General features: G+C 50.5%; 16 protein-coding genes, 3 tRNA genes and 1 pseudogene. 10 read left to right on the top strand and 10 right to left on the bottom strand.

The annotated features are described in order from the left end of the window. Positions 1 to 12 precede the first annotated feature (12 nt). Both AWT75_RS00615 and AWT75_RS00610 read right to left on the bottom strand, forming a co-directional pair. Complete coding sequence (locus tag AWT75_RS00615) at positions 13 to 870, bottom strand: HDOD domain-containing protein (RefSeq protein WP_082695885.1); 858 nt, start codon at positions 868 to 870, stop codon at positions 13 to 15. A gap of 141 nt (positions 871 to 1,011) precedes the next feature. Then, the gene (locus AWT75_RS00610; protein ID WP_062786120.1) at positions 1,012 to 1,884 is read right to left on the bottom strand and encodes an alpha/beta fold hydrolase; all 873 of its coding nucleotides are present in this window, start codon (positions 1,882 to 1,884) and stop codon (positions 1,012 to 1,014) included. Positions 1,885 to 2,085: 201 nt separating this feature from the next. Here AWT75_RS00610 and AWT75_RS00605 point away from each other — a divergent pair, with 201 nt between their 5' ends. Both AWT75_RS00605 and AWT75_RS00600 read left to right on the top strand, forming a co-directional pair. Further along, entirely contained in the window at positions 2,086 to 2,958 is an 873-nt protein-coding gene (locus AWT75_RS00605) for an AraC family transcriptional regulator (RefSeq protein WP_062786116.1), read from the top strand. A gap of 13 nt (positions 2,959 to 2,971) precedes the next feature. Then, positions 2,972 to 3,457 (top strand): AraC family transcriptional regulator, encoded by a 486-nt coding sequence (locus AWT75_RS00600; protein WP_062786113.1) that lies wholly within the window; start codon positions 2,972 to 2,974, stop codon positions 3,455 to 3,457. A gap of 80 nt (positions 3,458 to 3,537) precedes the next feature. Here the strand turns inward: AWT75_RS00600 and guaB are convergent, their stop codons facing one another. Next, a complete protein-coding gene (gene guaB, locus AWT75_RS00595; RefSeq protein ID WP_045845691.1) occupies positions 3,538 to 5,001 on the bottom strand; it encodes an IMP dehydrogenase in 1,464 nt (487 codons plus the stop codon). Positions 5,002 to 5,134: 133 nt separating this feature from the next. Between guaB and AWT75_RS00590 the strand changes: the two genes are divergently transcribed. The 5 genes and pseudogenes from AWT75_RS00590 to AWT75_RS00570 all read left to right on the top strand — a co-directional run bounded on the left by AWT75_RS00590 (position 5,135) and on the right by AWT75_RS00570 (position 8,266). Beyond that, positions 5,135 to 5,569, top strand: coding sequence for a DUF4124 domain-containing protein (locus AWT75_RS00590; RefSeq protein ID WP_045845692.1), 435 nt, complete (start codon positions 5,135 to 5,137; stop codon positions 5,567 to 5,569). 4 nt (positions 5,570 to 5,573) lie between these two features. Further along, positions 5,574 to 7,378 (top strand): annotated as a pseudogene (gene uvrC, locus AWT75_RS00585) (excinuclease ABC subunit UvrC). A 26-nt stretch (positions 7,379 to 7,404) separates the two neighbouring features. Next, positions 7,405 to 7,986 (top strand): CDP-diacylglycerol--glycerol-3-phosphate 3-phosphatidyltransferase, encoded by a 582-nt coding sequence (gene pgsA, locus AWT75_RS00580; protein ID WP_045845694.1) that lies wholly within the window; start codon positions 7,405 to 7,407, stop codon positions 7,984 to 7,986. An 88-nt stretch (positions 7,987 to 8,074) separates the two neighbouring features. Continuing rightward, positions 8,075 to 8,150: transfer RNA gene (locus AWT75_RS00575), tRNA-Gly, on the top strand. A 42-nt stretch (positions 8,151 to 8,192) separates the two neighbouring features. Further along, a tRNA-Cys gene (locus AWT75_RS00570) sits at positions 8,193 to 8,266 on the top strand. Between the two features lie 76 nt (positions 8,267 to 8,342). On the opposite strand, the gene AWT75_RS20670 is transcribed toward AWT75_RS00570, so the two are convergent. From AWT75_RS20670 to AWT75_RS20645, 6 genes are all read right to left on the bottom strand, one after another. Continuing rightward, a complete protein-coding gene (locus AWT75_RS20670; RefSeq protein ID WP_161937712.1) occupies positions 8,343 to 9,083 on the bottom strand; it encodes a fimbrial protein in 741 nt (246 codons plus the stop codon). A gap of 409 nt (positions 9,084 to 9,492) precedes the next feature. Then, complete coding sequence (locus AWT75_RS20665; RefSeq protein WP_082695883.1) at positions 9,493 to 10,596, bottom strand: fimbrial protein; 1,104 nt, start codon at positions 10,594 to 10,596, stop codon at positions 9,493 to 9,495. An 811-nt stretch (positions 10,597 to 11,407) separates the two neighbouring features. After that, positions 11,408 to 13,888, bottom strand: a complete 2,481-nt coding sequence (locus AWT75_RS20660) for a fimbria/pilus outer membrane usher protein (protein WP_082695882.1) — start codon at positions 13,886 to 13,888, stop codon at positions 11,408 to 11,410. Between the two features lie 36 nt (positions 13,889 to 13,924). Next, entirely contained in the window at positions 13,925 to 14,662 is a 738-nt protein-coding gene (locus AWT75_RS20655; protein ID WP_161937711.1) for a fimbrial biogenesis chaperone, read from the bottom strand. 80 nt (positions 14,663 to 14,742) lie between these two features. Continuing rightward, positions 14,743 to 15,297, bottom strand: a complete 555-nt coding sequence (locus AWT75_RS20650) for a fimbrial protein (protein ID WP_082695880.1) — start codon at positions 15,295 to 15,297, stop codon at positions 14,743 to 14,745. A gap of 88 nt (positions 15,298 to 15,385) precedes the next feature. Beyond that, positions 15,386 to 15,937: a fimbrial protein gene (locus AWT75_RS20645; RefSeq protein WP_082695879.1), complete on the bottom strand. Its 552-nt coding sequence runs from the start codon at positions 15,935 to 15,937 to the stop codon at positions 15,386 to 15,388. A 352-nt stretch (positions 15,938 to 16,289) separates the two neighbouring features. Between AWT75_RS20645 and AWT75_RS00565 the strand changes: the two genes are divergently transcribed. Then, a complete protein-coding gene (locus tag AWT75_RS00565; RefSeq protein ID WP_062786110.1) occupies positions 16,290 to 17,297 on the top strand; it encodes a nucleoid-associated protein in 1,008 nt (335 codons plus the stop codon). Between the two features lie 111 nt (positions 17,298 to 17,408). Here AWT75_RS00565 and AWT75_RS00560 read toward each other — a convergent pair whose 3' ends face one another. After that, entirely contained in the window at positions 17,409 to 18,605 is a 1,197-nt protein-coding gene (locus AWT75_RS00560) for an amino acid aminotransferase (protein WP_062786107.1), read from the bottom strand. 218 nt (positions 18,606 to 18,823) lie between these two features. Between AWT75_RS00560 and AWT75_RS00555 the strand changes: the two genes are divergently transcribed. Together AWT75_RS00555 and AWT75_RS00550 are read left to right on the top strand one after the other, a co-directional pair. Further along, a tRNA-Leu gene (locus AWT75_RS00555) sits at positions 18,824 to 18,908 on the top strand. A 211-nt stretch (positions 18,909 to 19,119) separates the two neighbouring features. Further along, positions 19,120 to 19,524 (top strand): ProQ/FINO family protein, encoded by a 405-nt coding sequence (locus AWT75_RS00550; RefSeq protein ID WP_045845699.1) that lies wholly within the window; start codon positions 19,120 to 19,122, stop codon positions 19,522 to 19,524. Positions 19,525 to 19,592: the final 68 nt, after the last annotated feature.

Here is a 19,592-nt window from a genome sequence, read left to right as displayed (position 1 = left end):
GCGGCACTGTATTCATGCCGTGACTGCCAGCTCCTGATGCATGGCATCTACCCAGTCTTCAAATTCCACATCCGACATGCCCAGGTAATTGAGCACCTCGTCTTTGCGGGCCTCCCAGCCGGCATCTTCCTTGCCAGGGGTCAGGGTGCGCCATACATGGCGTGCTGCGCGGGTCACCGCCACCATCATGCGGCCATCGTGGTCCAGTGGTGCATCCGGGCTGGTATCCATCACCGTATCGTCATTCTGCATCAGGATGGCTTTGGCAAAGTTTTCCGGCATGTTCCAGCTGCGGGCCACCAGATAACCCACCACATCGTGACGGGTACCGTGCAGTTCCTGTTCCACCAGTCCGACACGATCATCACTGGCCATTTCCACCAGGCGCAGCGTGCGCCTGTAGCTGGGGAAACGCATCAGCATGATGGCCATGCCGCAGTTGTGAAACAGGGCAAAGCTGCGGCAGTCGTCGGTGACGTGGACAATGCGGTCACACAGGGCCGAGCTGATCATGGCAATCTGCAAGGTGCCATCCCAGAACTGTTCCAGTGCCGGCGGGGTTTCCGCCGTCAGCCGGGTACGCAATACCAGGCCGCTTACCAGACTGATGACATTCTTGATACCCAGCAGGCTGATTGCCTGATGCACCGAAGTGATGTGCCGGCCGCGACCCAGAATCGGCGTATTGGCAGCCTTGAGCATGGCCACGCACAACGCCGGGTCTTCATTGATGATGTCATCCAGCTTTTGCAGGGTGATATCAGGGTCCTGACGCAAGCCCATCAGCTTGTCCAGCACATCTGGCCGAGGAGGGATAACCAGGTTTTTCAGGAGCTCGTCGCGTTCGTCGGTGCTGATCAAGGGCGTCATGCTGGGCAACTAGAGTGTAGGGTTATCGTTCATTTTATCAGCCTTCTTACGCAATGTAGGCCCATCTTGTGCACTTGTTTGCCAATTTTGACACTGGTCAAGCGTGTTCGATGCCGGTCTGAAAACGTTGCTGGATACAGCTTAAAGCAGGAAGGACTGAATGACCTGCGCCAGGCGCTTAGGCTGTTCCCACTGGATCATGTGACCGGCATCGGCAATGACATCTTCCTGCAAGCGGGCAAAGCAGGCGCGACGTTCCGGCAGGGTATCTCTCACCCCTTTGGCCATGGGGTGGTCCCAGTGAGCCCCGCCAATCACCCATTGCACTGGTGCGGTAATGCGCTGCCAGCAACTCTTGGCTTCTTCCAGCCGGTACAGCACCGGGTTGACCATTTTATGGCGCGGGTCTGCGCGATAAACCAGCTCGCCCTGTTCATTGCAACGGGTCAGTGAGGCTGCCAGCCACAGGGCTGCGGGCTGTTCCAGCCTCGGGCTGCGTTCAATCAGTTTGGCCGCAACATTTTCCAGACTGTCCAGGGGATTGAAGACGGGCGGCTCCTGCTGTTCGCGCAGCCAGCGGGCATAGCGGCCCGGGGCTTCAGCCGGACGCGTGGCATTCAGGCCAAAGCCTTCCACCAGTGACAGCCGTGCGATGCGCGCTGGCCTAACGCCAGCATAAATGCCGGCAATCATCGCCCCCATGCTGTGACCCAGCAGGTGTACGGGCTGATTGGGCGAGAGATGGTCCAGCAAGGCATCCAGATCGGCCAGGTAATCCGGGAAATAATAGCTACCGGTATTCCAGGCGCTGTCGCCAAAGCCGCGCCAGTCGGGTGCCACCACATGCCAGTTGCCGGGCAGGGCATCGACCAGAAACTGGAAAGTGGCCGAACTATCCATCCAGCCATGCAGCATGACCAGCAAAGGGGCTGCAGGATCGCCCCAGTGGCGCAGATGGTAGTAGTGCCGGTTCAATGTGATGAATTCGCTACGGCTGGGCTTAACAGGTTGCATGGCAGGCTAGTCGACAGGAATGGGCAGGGCATCAGTGTACGGAAAAATCAGCTTGCCCTCACCATCAACTGCCTGCCAAGCACACGGCTGCCAGCATGTAGCGCAAGAGCGGAAGGGTGCATGCGGGGAGAGGCGCTGCGCCTTGACTAGGCAGGCTAGAATCGCAAAATCGATCAACGCCTCTCACCTAGACTGTCCGTCATGAGCAAACCCTATCGCCAGCACGGCCCCGGTACCTTGTATTCGCAGCGCCTGATGCGCGCACTGGATTACCTGTGGCGGCATCTGGATCAATCCGTCTCGTTGGAGCGGCTGGCCGAGGAGGCCTGCTTCTCGCCCTACCACTTTCATCGCCTGTTTCATGCGCTGATGGGCGAGACGCTGAGCCAAACTCGCCAGCGCATGCTGTTGCACCGGGCGGCTGGCGAGTTGGCGGCAGGCCGGCGTACGCTTCCCGTGATTGCCAGCCGCGCCGGTTTCGGCAGCAGTGCTGCTTTCGTGCGCGCTTTTGGCAAGCACTATGGCGAGACGCCTGGACGCTATCGTCAGCGACGTTTGCTCATGTCCACCACTTTACAGGAGCGTGTCATGCACAGCGTCAGCATCATTGTGTTACCCGCCATGCCGGTATTGCAGCGGCATCATCGTGGGCCGTATATGGGGATAGGTCAGGCTTTTGATGCCTTGCATGCCTTGGTGGGGCCCATGCCAGCCGGTGGCGAGCCCTTGCAGGTATTCGGCCAGTATCTGGATGACCCGGATGAGGTGACTGCGGCTGATTTACGTTCTATTGCCAGTGTCAGCCGGCCAGCCGGATTCCGTTTGAGTGATGATCTGCTGACTGCTCAAGGCTTTGTCCATGGCGAGATCCCGGCGGGACGATATGCCTGCCTTGAGCATGTGGGGCCGTATGCCGAACTGAAAACCGCATGGGATCAGCTGTATCGTTACTGGTTGCCACAAAGCGGTGAGGAGCCCGCCGACCTGCCTTGCCTCGAGCAGTATCTGAACGCCCCTTACAATACGTCGCCCACCCAGCTGCGCAGCCGTTTGCTGCTGGCCTTGCAAGATTAAACCGGAGCCCATCATGTATCAGGTAGAAATCATCCATTACCAACAGCCGCTGCCGGTGCTGATGAAGCCGCACCAGGGGCCATATTCCGGCATTGCTGCTGCTTTTGCCGCCTTGCGCGCGCTGTTGCAGCAGCATGCGGCTGGTCCACAAACCGTGCGCGCATTCGGGCAGTACCTGGATGACCCTGCCACGGTGGCGCCACAGGCATTGCGTGCTGCGGCTTGCCTGACTCCTCCCCCGGCTTTGTCACTGACTACTGCCGAAGTGGAAGAACTGGGCTTTGTCTATGGCGAGCTGGCGGCAGGGCGCTATGCCAGCATTGTGCATGCGGGGCCGTATCAGGGGCTGGCAGCGGCATGGAACTGGCTGCTGCAAGAGTGGTTGCCGGGTAGTGGCGAGCAATTTGGCCAACGCCCCTTGCTGGATGAGGCCTTGATCGGTCCGCATGATGTGGCACCGGAGGCGTGGCGTACCCGCTTGTTGCTGCCCTTGGCCTGAGTAACAGCCACAAAAAAGCCCGCATCGTTAAATGCGGGCTTTTGTTCGTCAGCCGGTCGGGGATCGGCTGTGACCGAGGATTAACGCGAAACGTGGTAGTTCGGCGCTTCCTTGGTGATTTGTACGTCGTGCACATGCGATTCCTGCATACCGGCGGAGGTGATTTCCACAAAGCCGGCTTTTTCATGCATTTCATCGATGTTGGCGCAGCCCAGGTAACCCATGGAGGAACGCAGGCCGCCCATCAACTGATGGATCACGGCAGCGATCGGGCCCTTGTACGGTACGCGACCTTCAATACCTTCCGGTACGAATTTGTCGGCAGCGTTGGAGCTGTCCTGGAAGTAACGGTCAGCCGAACCCTGGCTCATCGCACCCAGCGAGCCCATACCACGGTAGGACTTGTAGGAACGGCCCTGATACAGCTCGACTTCACCCGGTGCCTCTTCGGTACCTGCAAACATGCCGCCCAGCATCACGCAGTTGCCACCGGCAGCCAGTGCCTTGGAGATGTCGCCGGAGAAGCGGATGCCGCCGTCGGCGATCATCGGCACGCCAGTGCCTTTCAGTTCTTCGGAAACATTGTGGATGGCGGTCAGTTGCGGTACGCCCACACCGGCCACGATACGGGTGGTGCAGATGGAACCCGGGCCAATGCCCACTTTCACGCCATCGGCACCGGCTTCCACCAGTGCGCGAGCCGCAGCAGCGGTAGCAATATTGCCGCCAATCACATCGACTTGCGGGTAGGTTTGCTTTACCCAGCGCACGCGTTCGATCACGCCCTGGCTGTGGCCGTGGGCGGTATCCACCACGATCACATCCACGCCAGCGGCAACCAGTGCGGCCACGCGCTGTTCGGTATCACCACCAGTACCCACGGCAGCACCTACACGCAGACGGCCTTGGCTATCCTTGTTGGCGTTCGGGTGTTCGCTGGTCTTGACGATATCCTTGACGGTAATCAGACCCTTCAGCTCCCACTGATCATTGATCACCAGCACGCGCTCCAGGCGGTGGGTGTGCATCAGTTCGCGGGCTTCGTCGATGCTGGCGCCTTCCTTCACGGTGATCAGGCGATCACGCGGCGTCATGATGGAACCGACGGTTTGCTCCAGACGGGTTTCGAAACGCAGGTCACGGTTGGTGACAATGCCAACAACCTTGCCGTTTTCGATCACCGGCAGGCCGGAAATCTTGTGTTGGCGGGTCAGCAGGACCAGATCGCGCACCAGCATGTCCGGGGCAATGGTGATCGGGTCTTTGACCACGCCGCTTTCGTGGCGTTTTACCTTGGACACTTCCGCAGCTTGCTTGTCGGCCGACATATTCTTGTGAATGATGCCAATGCCGCCTTCCTGTGCCATGGCAATGGCCAGCGAGGATTCGGTAACCGTATCCATTGCGGCAGAAACCAAGGGCAGGTTCAGCGTGATATTGCGGGTGAGTTTGGTAGAGAGGACTACGTCGCGCGGCAGAACTTCAGAATGGGCCGGGACGAGGAGAACGTCGTCGAAAGTATAGGCTTTCTCGATGATACGCATCTGGCGTTTCCTTTGCGGCAAAGCGGCATTATACCGAGACTGTTGATGTGTTGCAAAAAATGCTGATGCTTGCTTTTGCGATCAGCCTGTCTACACCGTACAATCAGCATGTTTCAGCTTAGGACACCAAACAATGAAATCCCCTGCGATTCTGAGTGTGCTTGTTGCATGTGTGCTGTCCGCCCCGGTCATGGCGGAGGTGTATCAGTATGTCGATGCCAACGGCAAGACTGTTTTTTCTGATCAGCCGCCGCCAGGCTCCAAGGCCAAGCAGGTGAATGTACGCGCTTACGGTCCTGCTTCATCCCCGGCCAAGGCGGTCAAATCGGCCCCGCAAAGCGAAGCTGACAAGAAAAACGCAGAAATCGCGGCCGACAATGCCAAGGTGAAAGAACAAAACAAGAAGGTCGCACAGGAAAACTGCAAGCGAGCGCGGGAAAACCAGGCGGCGATTCAGCAAAATGGCCGGATCAAGATGCCGGGCAGCAATGCGCTGGCCACCGACAGCCAGCGCAGTGCGCTGTTGCAGCAAGCCCAGCAGGATGTGCAAAACTGGTGCAATCAGTGAACTCATGACAACAAACAGTTTCGATCCCCAATCGGTACTGGCCAACCTTCCCAATTTGCCCGGCGTTTATCGCATGTTCGATACGTCGGGCAATGTGCTTTATGTGGGCAAGGCCATCGACCTCAAAAAGCGGGTCAGCTCTTATTTCCAGAAGACCGACCACTCCCCGCGCATCCAGCTGATGGTTCGGCAGATTGCCAATATCGAAACCACGGTGACCCGCTCGGAAGCCGAAGCACTGATTCTGGAAAACAACCTGATCAAGGCGCTGGCGCCCAAGTACAACATCCTGTTCCGGGATGACAAGTCCTACCCCTATCTGATGCTGTCCGGTCATGCCTTCCCGCAACTGGCGTATTACCGGGGCGAACCCAAGAAGCCGCATCAGTTCTTTGGCCCTTATCCCAATAGCTACGCTGTACGCGAAAGCATCCAGATCCTGCAAAAGGTATTCCGCCTGCGTACCTGTGAAGACGCGGTGTTTGCCAACCGCTCGCGTCCCTGCCTGCTATACCAGATCAAACGCTGCTCCGGCCCTTGTGTCGAACATATCTCGGCAGAGGAATACCGCAGCGATGTGCAAAGCGCTGTAGCCTTTTTGCAAGGCAGGCAGAATGAGCTGATTGACACGCTGACCCAGCGCATGGAACAAGCTGCGCTGGCGCTGGAGTTCGAGCAGGCGGCCGAACTGCGCGATCAGATTCAGGCCCTGAGCCGGGTACAGGAAAAGCAGTTTGTTTCCAGTAATGCCAGCCAGCAGGATTGTGATGTGGTGGCCGCCGTGGCCGATGGCGGGCTGGTGTGCATCAATCTGGTGATGATACGTGGCGGTCGCCATCTGGGAGACAAGAGCTTCTTTCCCCAGGGGACGGTTGACGACGATGCCGCTAGCCATCTCGACGCATTTCTCGCCCAGCATTATCTGGGTGCGCCCATGCCGCCGGTCATCATTGTCAATCAGGATGTATCAGCTGCATTACGTGAACTGCTGGAGCAACAGTTGGAGCGACGGGTTCATCTGGTCAGCAACCCCATCAGCGAACGGCGCGTCTGGCTGGAAATGGCGGAAAAGAACGCTGCGCTGGCCATTAGCCAGCGTCTGAGCAGCAAGGCAACACAGCAGCATCGCCTGGCACAGCTCAACGAAGCCCTGGGCCTGGAAGGTGTGCAGCGGCTGGAATGTTTCGATATCAGCCATACCATGGGTGAAGCCACGGTGGCCTCTTGTGTGGTGTATGACAAGGAAGCCATGCAGCCGGGCCAGTACCGCCGCTTCAATATCGAAACGGCCAAACCAGGTGACGACTATGCAGCCATGCGCGAGGCGCTTACCCGCCGCTATAGCCGTTTGGCGGCAGGGGAGGGGACTTTGCCTGATGCCGTACTGATTGATGGTGGCAAGGGCCAGGTGGGTGTGGCAATGGAAGTTTTTGCCGAACTGGGCCTTACCTTGCCCATCATCGGTGTGGCCAAGGGCGAAGAACGCAAGCCCGGGCTGGAAACGCTCATCCTCCCTTATCAACAAAAGACGCTACAATTGCGCAGTGACCACCCGGCATTGCATCTGATCCAGACCATCCGGGACGAAGCACACCGCTTTGCCATCACCGGACACCGCGCACGACGCGCCAAGCGCGCACGGCATCCACGCTGGAAGAGATTCCGGGCGTTGGCGCCAAGCGACGTCAGCAATTGTTGCTGCGCTTTGGTGGTTTGCGTGGTGTAGTGGCAGCCAGTATTGACGATTTGTCGCAGGTAGATGGCATCAGTCAAACCCTCGCGGAAAAGATCTACCAGGCTTTGCATTAAACGAAAACCATAAGCAGATTAACTACATGCCCTTCAATTTGCCGATCTTCCTAACCTGGCTGCGCGTTGCGCTGATACCACTGTGTGTAGCCGTCTTTTTCCTGCCAGATTCCATGCTGATGGCGACCGACCGTAACAACGTCGGCGCGCTCATCTTCTTTCTCGCTGCCTGGACCGACTGGCTGGATGGCTTTCTGGCACGCAAGCTGGGGCAGACATCGGCATTTGGTGCTTTTCTGGACCCGGTGGCCGACAAGCTGATTGTGGCCGCTGCGCTCATCCTGCTGGTTGAAATGGGCCGCACGCCAGGCTGGATGGCTATGATCATCATCGGCCGGGAAATCACCATCTCAGCCCTGCGCGAGTGGATGGCCGGCATGGGAAGTCGTGGCAGCGTAGCCGTGGCCTATATCGGCAAGCTGAAAACGGCGGCACAAATGCTGGCCATCTTGCTTTTGCTGTACGCTGGCCCGCTTTTGCCGGGTGTCAGCACCTTGCTGCTGGGAAATATTTTCATGGTAATCGCCGTGATTTTGACTTTGTGGTCAATGGTTTACTATCTGCGCATGGCTGCACGCGAGTTTTCCGGTAAAAAAATTGATGTGTGAAGTGTTGACAGGGTCTGAGAAACCCTTATAATTCGCACTCTCTCAACGCCACTTCGGTGGCAGACAAGAGAAGCAAACCAAGTTGTATGCGGGAATAGCTCAGTTGGTAGAGCGCAACCTTGCCAAGGTTGAGGTCGCGAGTTCGAGCCTCGTTTCCCGCTCCACATTTTATCAAGCAGACAATGTGCTGTTTGAATTCCAGCTACGGCGCGGTAGCAAAGCGGTTATGCACCGGATTGCAAATCCGTGTAGGTCGGTTCGACTCCGGCCCGCGCCTCCACAAAAAAGCCCTTGCAGATTACTGCAAGGGCTTTTCCTATTTCATAATCGATATTTAGTCGATTCCAGTAAAACGTTTATTGATAGCTTAAAGTGAATGTTGCGGTTGCCTTATAGTCTCCACTAGAGACTACGCCAGTTTTAATTAACTGGGCAGCGAAATTAAATGTTGTTGGTCCATTGACGTTACTTTTTAATAAAAACTGATTCGTCGTGGCTGGTAAATCGAAGTCTGGTCCAAATTTTATTGGAGAATTATTATATTTTATCTGAATGCCAATGCCTTGTGCGCTACTTGCTGGGTCGAGACTAAGTATATTTGTTAAATTAGTAGGGTTGATATTATCTGTGAAAGTGGTGTAGATATTTGGCCCGTAGGTGGTTGGGCAAGTTAAATTAATCGAAAAATTTCTGACAAATAATGCGGAGCCTAGACTAATATTATTCGTTGAGTTGGCAGTTATGCGAGGGAGTGAAACTAATAAATTATTTGAATTTACTGTGCATGTTGCTGTGGTGGCATTGATGGTAAAAGAATTAAGCCAAACGGTGCCATAGCTAACAACATTACTATTTCCTGCGATATCGTTTGGGTCTCTTATTTCGATTGTAAATAATTTAGTTGCAGGTATGGCGTAATTGCCCGATTTAATCGCTACTCCATTAAATTGCAGACTTAAATTAGGAGTTACTATAAGGACTGGAAGAGTGCTATCTAGTTGCCCGATATAAACTCTACTCGTGTTTGAGAAAGTAACGCTCCCTGCAGTACTGGCACTCAGGCCAACTTTTAAAGCCAGTCCAGGTACGGATGGCAAAGTTATAAAATTATTTGTGTCGAATATTAAAGTAGAATCAACTTGGGCCCATATTCTATATGCAAGCTGTGGAACATAAGGTCCGTTGCATGGCACAGCGTATGAAGTATCATATTTTGTTCCTGCATATCCTGTTTTATTTGCAGGTCCAGTGTAGTTGAGTGGGGACGGGCTTAGACCTGCATTAATTGTAATATTTTATATCGTTCCAGCCCCCGATGTCGCACCACCACAATCAACAAGAGCGGCGTTGGCATGGAAGGGTAAATTAAAAAATACTATTGTGAAAAATAAAATTCTGTAATAGCTAAATATTTTCATGCCATGATACTCCTTGATTATTCATTTTTTAGTGGTTAGTAGGCATATTTAAATAAGCAAGCTTTACTAAATTATATACTTTATGAAGCTATTGATAGCTCATGGTGAACGTAGCCGTTGCATTATAGTCACCAATTATTGCATCACTAGTTTTTATCAATGTAGCCGTAAATGGTATGTTGACAATTCCAGTCGCATTATTTTGCAATAAAAACTGATTGCTGTTCCCTGCCATGCCGGAATCAGGGCCTAAATATATAGGTGTATTTTTATACTTAAGCTGTACACCAACACCCCTTGCGCTACTGGATGGATTCAGTGTGAGAATATTACTCGTGTTTCCAAGGTTGTTATTATCAGTAAATGTAATATATACATTAGGCCCGCCTGTAGAAGGGCAGTTTAGCTGAATTGAGAAGTTCTGAGTACTAATATTGCTACCATTTATGGCATTGTTAATGGATGATGCTGTGATTGCAGGAAATGCAACAGATAAGTTCTTGGTATTGACCGTGCATGTGGACGTTGTTGCGGTAATCGTAAAACTGTTGAGCCATACATCGAACCGGCTCATATAGTACGTGCCATATGCATCATATCCAGTATCAAGTTCTATTCTACCCAGCTTTGTTTTTGGAAAAGTGTATGTGCCCGATCTTATCGCTATGCCGGTATATCTCAAAGTAATGTTGTAGTATATAGTAGGGGAAGAAGCTGCTGCTGGTGCGGTTGCTTTCCCTAAATATGTTCTGTCTTTTGAATTTATTGGGGTAAGGGTTCCGCCTTGTGGTTGTATGTTAAAACTTATTCCAATTCCAGGAATATTGGTTAATATAAAGTATTCACCTGTGGATACTGGTAAAAAGGTTATTCCACTATCAGCCGTATACCATACTGCTGGAACATCGTTAGGGCAATAAAAAGATCCATAGGAGTTGGCGTTCCCTCCCGCTACAGTGGCATCAACTCTTTGGTTGGCTGGGCCGGTGTAATTAATAGTTGTCGGTTTCATTGTTGCGCTATAATCAGGTAATATTTCCTTCGCCTGATATGTGCCACATTTTATTCCTGCAGCGTAAGTTTTTGTGGAAAATGAAAGCAGAATAATTACTGATAAAATAATAATGCTATTTGCTGATTTGGCCATGTTGTATAGGATAGCTTTCTTTAAATAGGCAAGGTTGTGCTGCAATGATAAAGCCTATGGCTTTTCTTCAATGTACTGGGCCGTGCTCATTGCTCTCAATTTCATAATGCTATCCTAGTGGGCGGTAAATATGAATAATCGACACGATCAATCTGTAATTACCTCGTAGTGACATTATTCCATTGTTGCATATTCAAATTTATACACTCATTGATAACTCATTGTGAATGGCGCGGTTGCTTTGTAATTGCCAGGACTTACCGTGCTAGTTCTCACTAATGCTCTATCAAAACTGTAATTGACCAATTCGGTTGCTTAATTTTGTAATAGAAACTGATTTTTGTTGCTCAGAATGGCTAGATCAGGTTCGAACTAGATGATATTTTCATTGTATTTCAATTGCACATCTATTCCTTTTGCGCTGCTATTTGAATCTAGGCTTAGTACAATACCTGTATTGTCGATGTTGTTATTATCCGTAAATGTTGTATAAACATTAGGCCCGCTGGATGTCAGACAGTTTAATTGTATTTAAAATTTTGTGGTCAAAATACTGGAGCCAATGCTGGCATTGTTAATACCGCTGGTGCTATATTCCGGCATTCAACGAGGCCTCTGGAAAGTATCCTGTGGGGCCTGAGTCGCCTGTTGTACAGTTGACAGCAGTTGCGTAAAGTTTTGGCGATATAATTAAAATTACTAATGCATGCAAATGGTATTTGAAAACTATCCTTTTTTTAAAATTTAGCATGTGCTATTTATTTTGAAATTTTCAATGAATTGTGTAGTTTGGTTGTATTTGCGCATCTATATTAATATTTCCCTGATGAAAGTCTTATTTTTTATGCAGTTCAATTTAATTGCAGATGCTCTTTTGCATAACGTACTGTTTTGAATTTTCAAATGTCGTATAGCTAAATTGGCAGCTTTTCTTGTCGGCCAAAGCTGCATGCAAAGTACCTTTTGCATTTTTGACACGAGCCAATAATTTACCATTTTGGCCCACATTGCCTACATTATTGCCATTCTCATCAAGAATGTCGGTGCCAAATGGCAGTACTTCACCATTGGGCTGTGTTACTTTAAACAGAACTGGTAATCCTTTTGTTGTTTTAAAGTTGACATAGACTACAGCGCCACTCCGCGGTACTGCCTGGTTACTGCTGCCCTGTAATTCAACGCCTTCATTCATACTGCCAGTTTGTAGTTGTACATCATTCAGTTTATACGGAGACAATGAAGGTAGTAATGCATAACCGGAACGATCAATCTTCACACCAACTGCGGGCATGACTTCCGCACCTTCAGCGTCTTTGGCTTCAACAATAGCAGCACTTTCACCCATGCTCTGGCCAAAGAAAATACCATGTGCGGTAGCAAGTACAGAACCAGTCACACCAAGCGAAAGTTGTTTGCTGTTTTTATTAACACTGGAAGTTGCATTTACTGAAGCTTTACTGCCGGAGTAATTTACATTTCCACCAATGGTATTATCTTCAGTTGTGTTATTGGTATTTCTGTTTGCATTAATACTGTAGCTCCATCTTTTATCTTCTCCAGTATTGCCGGAAAGGCTGACTTGCTGATTATTATTCCCTTGGCTATCGTGCTGAAAAGAAGAGCTAAATGATTTTCCACCATCCATATTGATGGACAAGTTAAACATGACCGTGGCTACTTTATTGTTATTGTTGTCGCGTACCTGGTTCAGGCTAACACCTATAGAGCCCCAACGCAGGCTTTTTCTAAATCCTGCCTGATACTGTACATTTCGAGTGTCTGAGTTCCAGTAGTTCTGTACCGATGCATTTAAATATACTGAGCTGCTCTGGTTAAATGTTTGGTTAATATTTATTTCAGCACGGCTACGAAGCCTGGAAAAAGAAGTAGCTGGGTTTTCTGTACTTTTGACGGCTAGGTCCCGCGCATTAAGTCCATCGCGCACGCTGAAATAGCCACTTGTCGAGTATCGATAAGCAGCAAGCGTAACGTTTGTCCCTGTGTTGAGAAAAAGCTTGTTAAAGCTGAAACGATAAGATTGTCCCTTCAGTAGTGTGTCATTGATTTTTGTATTGGAATGAGTGGCATCAACACCCACCGCACCAAGGCTGGTATTGAATACCGTACCGGCTTGGAAGGCGGTGTATCCTTCTGAAAGGGTAAGCCCGGTATTTCCCGTGATTAAGTTACTCAAACCGCGCTGGTAAGTAAACTGACCAAGCATGGGGCTAGTGTTGAATAAATTTCGCACTTTGCCGATATTGAAATTGAAGCGATCTGATCCTTCACGCATGGAGCGTGGAACTGCAGAGAATGGTACGGTGAAAGTACTCTTTTTCCCATCAGCTTCGGTCACAGTCACATCCAGGTCACCATTGTATGATCCCGGCGGGATGTCACTAATTTCAAATGCACCAGGCGCGACGGTTGTTTCGGAGATGACATAGCCATTCTGTTTGATGGTAACTACAGCATTACTATTGGCAATGCCACGTACAATGGGGGCATAGCCTGTTTGAGAAACAGGTTTCATGCGGTCATCAGTGACTAAACGTAGGCCGCGTAATGAGACAGAATCAAATAAATCACCATCGGTGAAACTGTCACCTAGAACGAGTTGTGCCCGTAATGAGTCGATATCTTTTTTGACATAGCTCTCCATTGGCACGACAGATCTGCCATTATTGTTGTCCCAACTAATCGATGTTGTATTCCTGAATTGCCATTCCCCAAAATTAAATCCTAGTTTGGTGGATAGATAAGCATTTTCCGTACTGCTATTATTATTTTTAGAAAAATAGGTGTTGCCATTGTAGTCAAGAAGAAATGCTGGAATGCCTGCTTCCCACTTTTCTGGAGGCGAGTAATCTCTTGGGTGATATTTGACATTAATCTGAGGAACACTAATTCTCAATGATAAGTCGTTCGTATCAAATGCATAAAATGCATCTGGTATATATTTGGAGATGTCGATGCATTCGCTGTCTTCTACTGTTGGAGGCAGGCTTTCCTCTTTAACTCCAAATGAAATAAGTAAGCTACGAGAAATGCATGGCATTGAATAACCATTTGTGGTATTTTTCTTTACTGCAAGCTCATATCTCCCTTTGAGAGTATCATTGAAAACAATATCAATGCTATATGTGCCATCTGGAATGACATTGCCTTCCTCATATTTTGAAATGTCCAGCTCTTTTAAGTTTCCCCATAGCATGCTTTTGTCAAATAAGGCAACTTTGCTTTCTTCTCCAGCCATCGCATAGTCGTACGGCATGCTCAAGGCACACAAAACCAGCAAGCTGATTTTATTTCGTTTGAAGTAAGTATCTGTTGTCATGATGATATACGCTTGCTATAGTGGAAAGTACTATTTTTAATGTGGCTTTAACGTGGCGCTATAGTCGCTAGTGCCGCCGTAGTCGTTGATGGTGCTGAACTTAACTCCAGGTTCAGTAGGCGTGCTATCTGGTGCTAATACTAATTGTATATTTTGTCCTGGCGGGATCATTGAGTTTTGTGGTGTTAGTTTTGCAATACCCGTGAACTGAGATGTTTTAACTTTGATTTGACTTAAGGTTATAAAGTAGGGGCTGTCGTTTTGTGCGGAAAGCAGCCACTTTCCTTCGTTATGTTCGATTTGCCAGGTTACTTTCTCAGGTGCTTCTTCTGGTTTTAATTCCAGATTGCTTGGTCTGTAAAAAAGTTTTATCCTGGTTCGTAAAGAGATTCTTAGTTCGTTTGGATCCTGAGTGTTTTTGGGTGCTTCAAGGACATTAATCCAGAATAATGATTCCTTGTCGTTTGCTAATGCCTGTTCACCGCTGTAGCTCATTCTAATGTTTTGAGTTTTTTGTGCACCAATCACAGCCAGCGGTGGGGTGAGAATGAATGGTGCTTTGGAATTGTCTGGAGTGTCTTTGGGATTTCCTTCATCCACCCAAGTCTGAATGAGTGATTTCGTGTTCGCCCCATTACCTACAGTGAATGTAATTTCTCGCTTTTCGGCTGGATAAATCACTCGGGTAGCATTGATGTAGACGTCTGCATTAGCTGAATTAAACGCAAGCAATGCAGATAGCGTGAAAAAATTACTTTTATTAAATATTGGCATTATCTTTCCCCGGAATAAAAAAGGAGATAACCTGTGCATCTCCTTTTTTGTTTGTTTACTATCTGTGATGAATCGAACGATTATTGATATTGAATGGTGTAGTTGACCTTGGCCTGAACCTTACCAGGAGGTACGCCGGTTGTTTCTGCGTAGTACTTTGCCTGGTATTTCAGAGTAGTACCTGTTCCGGTAATATCAAAGGCGGCACCATTGCTACCAATACTGCCGTCGCCCTGACCAATGGCAATCGGTGTTGTACTTGTCAAATTGTAGAGCGCGATGCTTAAAGCACTTGTTGACGCACCTTCAACGGTTGTAAAGAGGCGCCCTGCGGCATTTACTTCGGGTCCAGCTTCAAACCATGCAGCAGCCTTTGTTGGAGCAGGGGTGCCAGCGCAATTCGACAGTACGATGTTGAACTGCGTGGCACCTGCGGTATCACCAGCTGCTTTCAGTGCAGATTGGGTAACGGCTGGTAGCGTCACAGTGCCATTATTAGAGCCACCTGCTGTAGCAATGGTGCAGGTAATGCTTGACACATTTCCTGTGAAGTTAAGCGTGCCGTCATATGCGTAGGCATCGGCTGCAATTACTGCCATCGCAACTGTACTGGCGAGTGTGATATATTTTTTCATCGTTTATCCTTGGTACAGCAAAGCAATCAACTGTTATTGTTGTTGATTGCTATGCATGTTTTCTAAGTATTCGCCTAAGATTCGAGGCTTACTGGTATTGAATGGTGTAGTTCACCTTGGCTTGTACTGCACCTGGAGGAACGCCTGTTTTTTCAGCGTAATACTTGGCTTGATAGTTGAGTGTTGCGCTACCGTTGCTAAGCTGGAACGGAGAACCGCTGCTGCCAATGCTGCCATTGCCCTGGCCAACAGCGATGGGAGTTGGGCTATTGATGTTGTAAAGTGCGATACTCAGGGTATCTGTTGAGTTGCCGGCAACTGTCGCTACCAAGCGGCCTGCTTGATTTACTTCAGGGCCACTTTCAAACCAGGCAGCGGCCTGTGTCGGGGCTGGAGTACCTTGGCAATTGGAAAGTTTGATACTGAACTGCGTTGCCCCGGCGGTATCACCAGCAGCTTTCAATGCTGATTGGGTTACGGTAGGCAAAGTAACTGCACCAGTTCCACCACTGCCAGCTGCCAGCGTGCAGGTAACGTTTGAAATAGTACCGTTGAAAGTGATGGTCCCGTCATAGGCGAAAGCCTGAGTTGCAATGCTTCCCAATGCGAGGGCGCTGGCGATAGTCAGAAGTTTTTTCATGATGAGTCCTTGGCGAGTGTTTTGTCGGTCAACAAGAGTGTTCTTGTCTGGCCGTAACTATCGCTAACTCAACGATGACTGTAATTAAGACTAGTCCCTGAATTGTCTAAGAAAATTCCCAACATCGCAGGGTTGCAAATTGCCCATTGAATTGTTCTAAATATTTGGCTTATTAATAACAAATCTTAATAGTTTTTTACCATAAACGCATAAAGGTGATATTTTCCTACTCGAATGGAATTGAATGGCCATTCGTTTTTTATTCATACGCTTACGACTTCTTATGACTAATTCTTGTCACAGCATTGACTGAAGGTAATAATTCCCTTTTATTGGCGTGTCAGGAATGATTATGTTGATCGGCGAGTCGCGTGTTGAGCGCTTGGTAGTACATCGGGTGGGAAATCAGGCGCGTGGTGAACCGCTGCAGTTGTCCGAGCGAGCCAGCGATGTTGATGATGGTGTTTCGTCGCTGATCCTTAGTGGCTATCTGCGTGGTGTGGTGTCGGACAAGAAAAAGCATCAGTTCTTTCATGAGTCCGATCTCAATCTGAACGAGATTTATCATTACACCCGCCAGTTTTTCCGGGACGAACTGGACTTCCTTGCACTGTCACAGCGCATTGCCAAGCACCTGTATGCACGCTCACAGCATCCCAACATCAGTGCCGGTGACTTGTTTGTCATCCTGTTTTCCGGCTTGTCGGATGGCGAGCGTGAACTGCGTGGTCTGGGAGTGTTCAAGTCAGAAGTGCGTGATGACTTCCTTTCCGTTATTGAGGCTGGTGAGGTGTTTGATATCCGCCATGCATCCGGTATCAACCCCAGGTTGATTGACAAAGGGGCTTTGATTCTGGAGTCCGGCCCTCTTGTGTATGCGGTGGACCGTGGAGGTCAGCAGGCAAAATTCTGGCTGGATGATTTCCTCAAGGCCATGCGGGTTCCGGATGCTACGAGTAGTAGCCGGATGGTTGCCAGTGTGGTGGAGCAGCTGTCTGAGGAGATTGCCGACCCGTTGGAACAGGCCCGCTTCAAGGATGAGTTTCTGGCGGTATGCGAAACCGAGGAAGAAATGTCCGCAGCTCAGGTCAGCTCGATTGCAGAAAAGTTTGTTGGCAAGGAGCAGGTCAGCCAGGCTTTTGATGATGCTGCAGAAACTTATGGTTTCGCCCTTGATGACGAGGCCCGCCTGCCTGCACAAAGCATGGCCAAGCGACTGGAAAAGTCGCTGTCAAAATATGGTATCGGTCACGGTATCAGCGTGTTGTTGCCTAGTGGCATTACCTTGAAGAATATCCAGTCGCAGAATGATGGCGAAGGTGAACTGACTTTGGTGTTGAAGTTGCACAAAAGAGAGTGAGATGTCGCGGCCGGTCAGGACTGTGTTTTCTATCACGGTCAGCTGATAACGGTATCTACAGAAAAGAGAAAAGCCCGGTACAAGACCGGGCTTTTTGCTGGGTGATGGCAGTCAGTTTTTCAGCACGGCAGCCATCGCTTCGGCAACATAATTCACATTGCGACTATTCAAGCCCGCCACGCACATCCGGCCGGAACGCACCAGATAGACTGCAAATTCTTCGCGCAGCCGGTCAACCTGTTCAGGAGTGAGGCCGGTGTAACTGAACATGCCTTGCTGTGTGACGAAGTAGCTGAAGTCACGACCGGGCACGCGCTCGCTCAGGACTTGATACAGGCTTTGGCGCATGGCCTTGATGCGGACGCGCATTTGGGCAACTTCTTCTTGCCATTCTGCAAACAGAACCGGGTCATTCATGACGGCGGCAGTGATCTGACCGCCATGCGTCGGAGGACTGGAGTAGTTGCGACGCACGGTGGCCTTCATTTGGCCCAGTACACGTGTGGCTTCTTCCGCATCCTGACAGACGATGGAGAGTCCACCGCAACGTTCACCATAAAAGGACAGATTCTTGGAGAAGGAATTGCTGACAAAGAAGCTGATGCCGGCATCGGCCATGCTGCGAATGGCATAAGCATCTTCGTTCAGACCCTCGCCAAAACCCTGGTAGGCAATGTCCAGGAATGGAATCAACTGGCCAGTCTTGAGTAGCGGAATCAGGATGTCCCATTGTGCCGGGGTCAAGTCAACGCCGGTCGGGTTGTGGCAGCAGGGGTGCAGCAGCACGACGCTCTGTGCTGGTAATTGCTTGATGGTGGCAAGCATTTCTTCAAACAGCAGGCCGCCGCTGACTGCGTCGTAGTAGGGATAATCGTGCACTTTGATGCCCGCACCTTCAAAGATGGCGCGGTGGTTATCCCAGCTGGGGTTGCTGATCCAGGCTTCACTTTGCGGAAAGTAACGTTTGATGAAGTCCGCGCCTACCTTCAGTGCGCCGGAACCGCCAATGGTCTGGATGGTGGAGATGCGCTTCTCGACGACAGCCTTGTGGGCTGCGCCAAACAATAAATGCTGAACGGCTGTACGGTAATTGGCTGCGCCTTCCATCGGCAGGTAAGGACGGGGCGAGGGGCTGGCTGCGCGCGCGGCTTCGGCTTTCTGCACGGAAGAGAGCAGCGGGATACGGCCTTCTTCATCATAATAAAGCCCGATGCCGAGGTTCACTTTCTGCGGACGTTGATCTGCATGAAATGTTTCTACCAGGGTCAGAATGGGGTCGCCTGGGTACGCTTCGACATGTTCGAACATGAGACGGTACTTCCTTTGTAGCGGATTGTTATTGAATGAGTGAGCAGCGATTCAGCCCCTGTCCGGATGATTGGGCTGATGCCAAATGCTAATCGTGCATCTTCGCGCAAAGCATGCTCTGGCAGCAAGCCATGCGCATCTTCTCTGCCGGGTGGCAGCAAAATGCACGTCAGAAAGATGACGCAGTGCCCAAGTACTGGCATAATCCGCGTCTCGGTGCGCCCATGGCGAAATTGGTAGACGCAAGGGACTTAAAATCCCTCGACTTCGGTTGTGCCGGTTCGACCCCGGCTGGGCGCACCATCACCGTTGCCAGCCTGATACGCAAATCTGTCCTGCTGCTATTCGTTCCCGCCTTTTGCTGGCACGGCTTGGCAAGCTGCATTACCATACAGGACGCTGCGGTGTCGTGGATCAAACGACAAGTTGGCATTGTGACGGTTCGAGGCCGTTCCCCCTGTCTGGCAGGCTTGCCTGTCATTACAAAAGCATCACTGGATCTAGATAGAAGTTCATGAAGCCAAATACCGAAACGGCACTGGGTGCTGCTCTCAAGTCCGCTGTTCAGAGTCTGTCCAAGAAAAAACAGACTGAAATGATTGCGGAACATGTATACAGCAAGTTCGAAGTGTTCCGTCAATTCCGTCCGCTGGCTCTGGGCATCCATGAGAGCCTGATTGCCGCCCTGCCGCAATTCGATGCAACCCTGATTTCCCGCGTGGTGGCAAATCATTGCAGAAAGCCGCGTTACGTGAAGTCGCTGGCGCGTGGTGGCAAGCGTTTTGACCTTGCCGGCAAGCCTGCTGGTGAAGTGAGCGCCGAAGAGAAAAAGGCCGCCCAGCTGATGTCGGCACCCAAGCCCGCTGCCGAAACCCCGGCTGTCGAAGCTGTACAGAACGATCAGGCTGCTACTGAATAAGCGAAGTAGCCCTGTTTTCAGACCCCTCCTTGCCTTGGCAACGAGGGGTTTTGCATTTATGTTGGCTG

The sequence above is a fragment of the Aquitalea pelogenes genome, assembly GCF_001515305.1.
Taxonomy (GTDB): Bacteria; Pseudomonadota; Gammaproteobacteria; order Burkholderiales; family Chromobacteriaceae; genus Aquitalea; species Aquitalea pelogenes.
The sequence above is the reverse complement of the archived record's forward strand: the minus strand, read 5'-3'. Positions and strand labels throughout refer to the sequence as shown.

Coding starts and splice junctions, on each gene's coding strand:
- AWT75_RS20650 (WP_082695880.1), bottom strand. CDS start 15,297: ATGAAAAAATATATCACACTCGCCAGTACAGTTGCGATGGCAGTAATT.
- AWT75_RS20645 (WP_082695879.1), bottom strand. CDS start 15,937: ATGAAAAAACTTCTGACTATCGCCAGCGCCCTCGCATTGGGAAGCATT.
- AWT75_RS00565 (WP_062786110.1), top strand. CDS start 16,290: ATGTTGATCGGCGAGTCGCGTGTTGAGCGCTTGGTAGTACATCGGGTG.
- pgsA (WP_045845694.1), top strand. CDS start 7,405: ATGCCCTTCAATTTGCCGATCTTCCTAACCTGGCTGCGCGTTGCGCTG.
- AWT75_RS00605 (WP_062786116.1), top strand. CDS start 2,086: ATGAGCAAACCCTATCGCCAGCACGGCCCCGGTACCTTGTATTCGCAG.
- AWT75_RS20660 (WP_082695882.1), bottom strand. CDS start 13,888: ATGACAACAGATACTTACTTCAAACGAAATAAAATCAGCTTGCTGGTT.
- guaB (WP_045845691.1), bottom strand. CDS start 5,001: ATGCGTATCATCGAGAAAGCCTATACTTTCGACGACGTTCTCCTCGTC.
- AWT75_RS00615 (WP_082695885.1), bottom strand. CDS start 870: ATGACGCCCTTGATCAGCACCGACGAACGCGACGAGCTCCTGAAAAAC.
- AWT75_RS00560 (WP_062786107.1), bottom strand. CDS start 18,605: ATGTTCGAACATGTCGAAGCGTACCCAGGCGACCCCATTCTGACCCTG.
- AWT75_RS00550 (WP_045845699.1), top strand. CDS start 19,120: ATGAAGCCAAATACCGAAACGGCACTGGGTGCTGCTCTCAAGTCCGCT.
- AWT75_RS20655 (WP_161937711.1), bottom strand. CDS start 14,662: ATGCCAATATTTAATAAAAGTAATTTTTTCACGCTATCTGCATTGCTT.
- AWT75_RS00610 (WP_062786120.1), bottom strand. CDS start 1,884: ATGCAACCTGTTAAGCCCAGCCGTAGCGAATTCATCACATTGAACCGG.
- AWT75_RS00590 (WP_045845692.1), top strand. CDS start 5,135: ATGAAATCCCCTGCGATTCTGAGTGTGCTTGTTGCATGTGTGCTGTCC.
- AWT75_RS00600 (WP_062786113.1), top strand. CDS start 2,972: ATGTATCAGGTAGAAATCATCCATTACCAACAGCCGCTGCCGGTGCTG.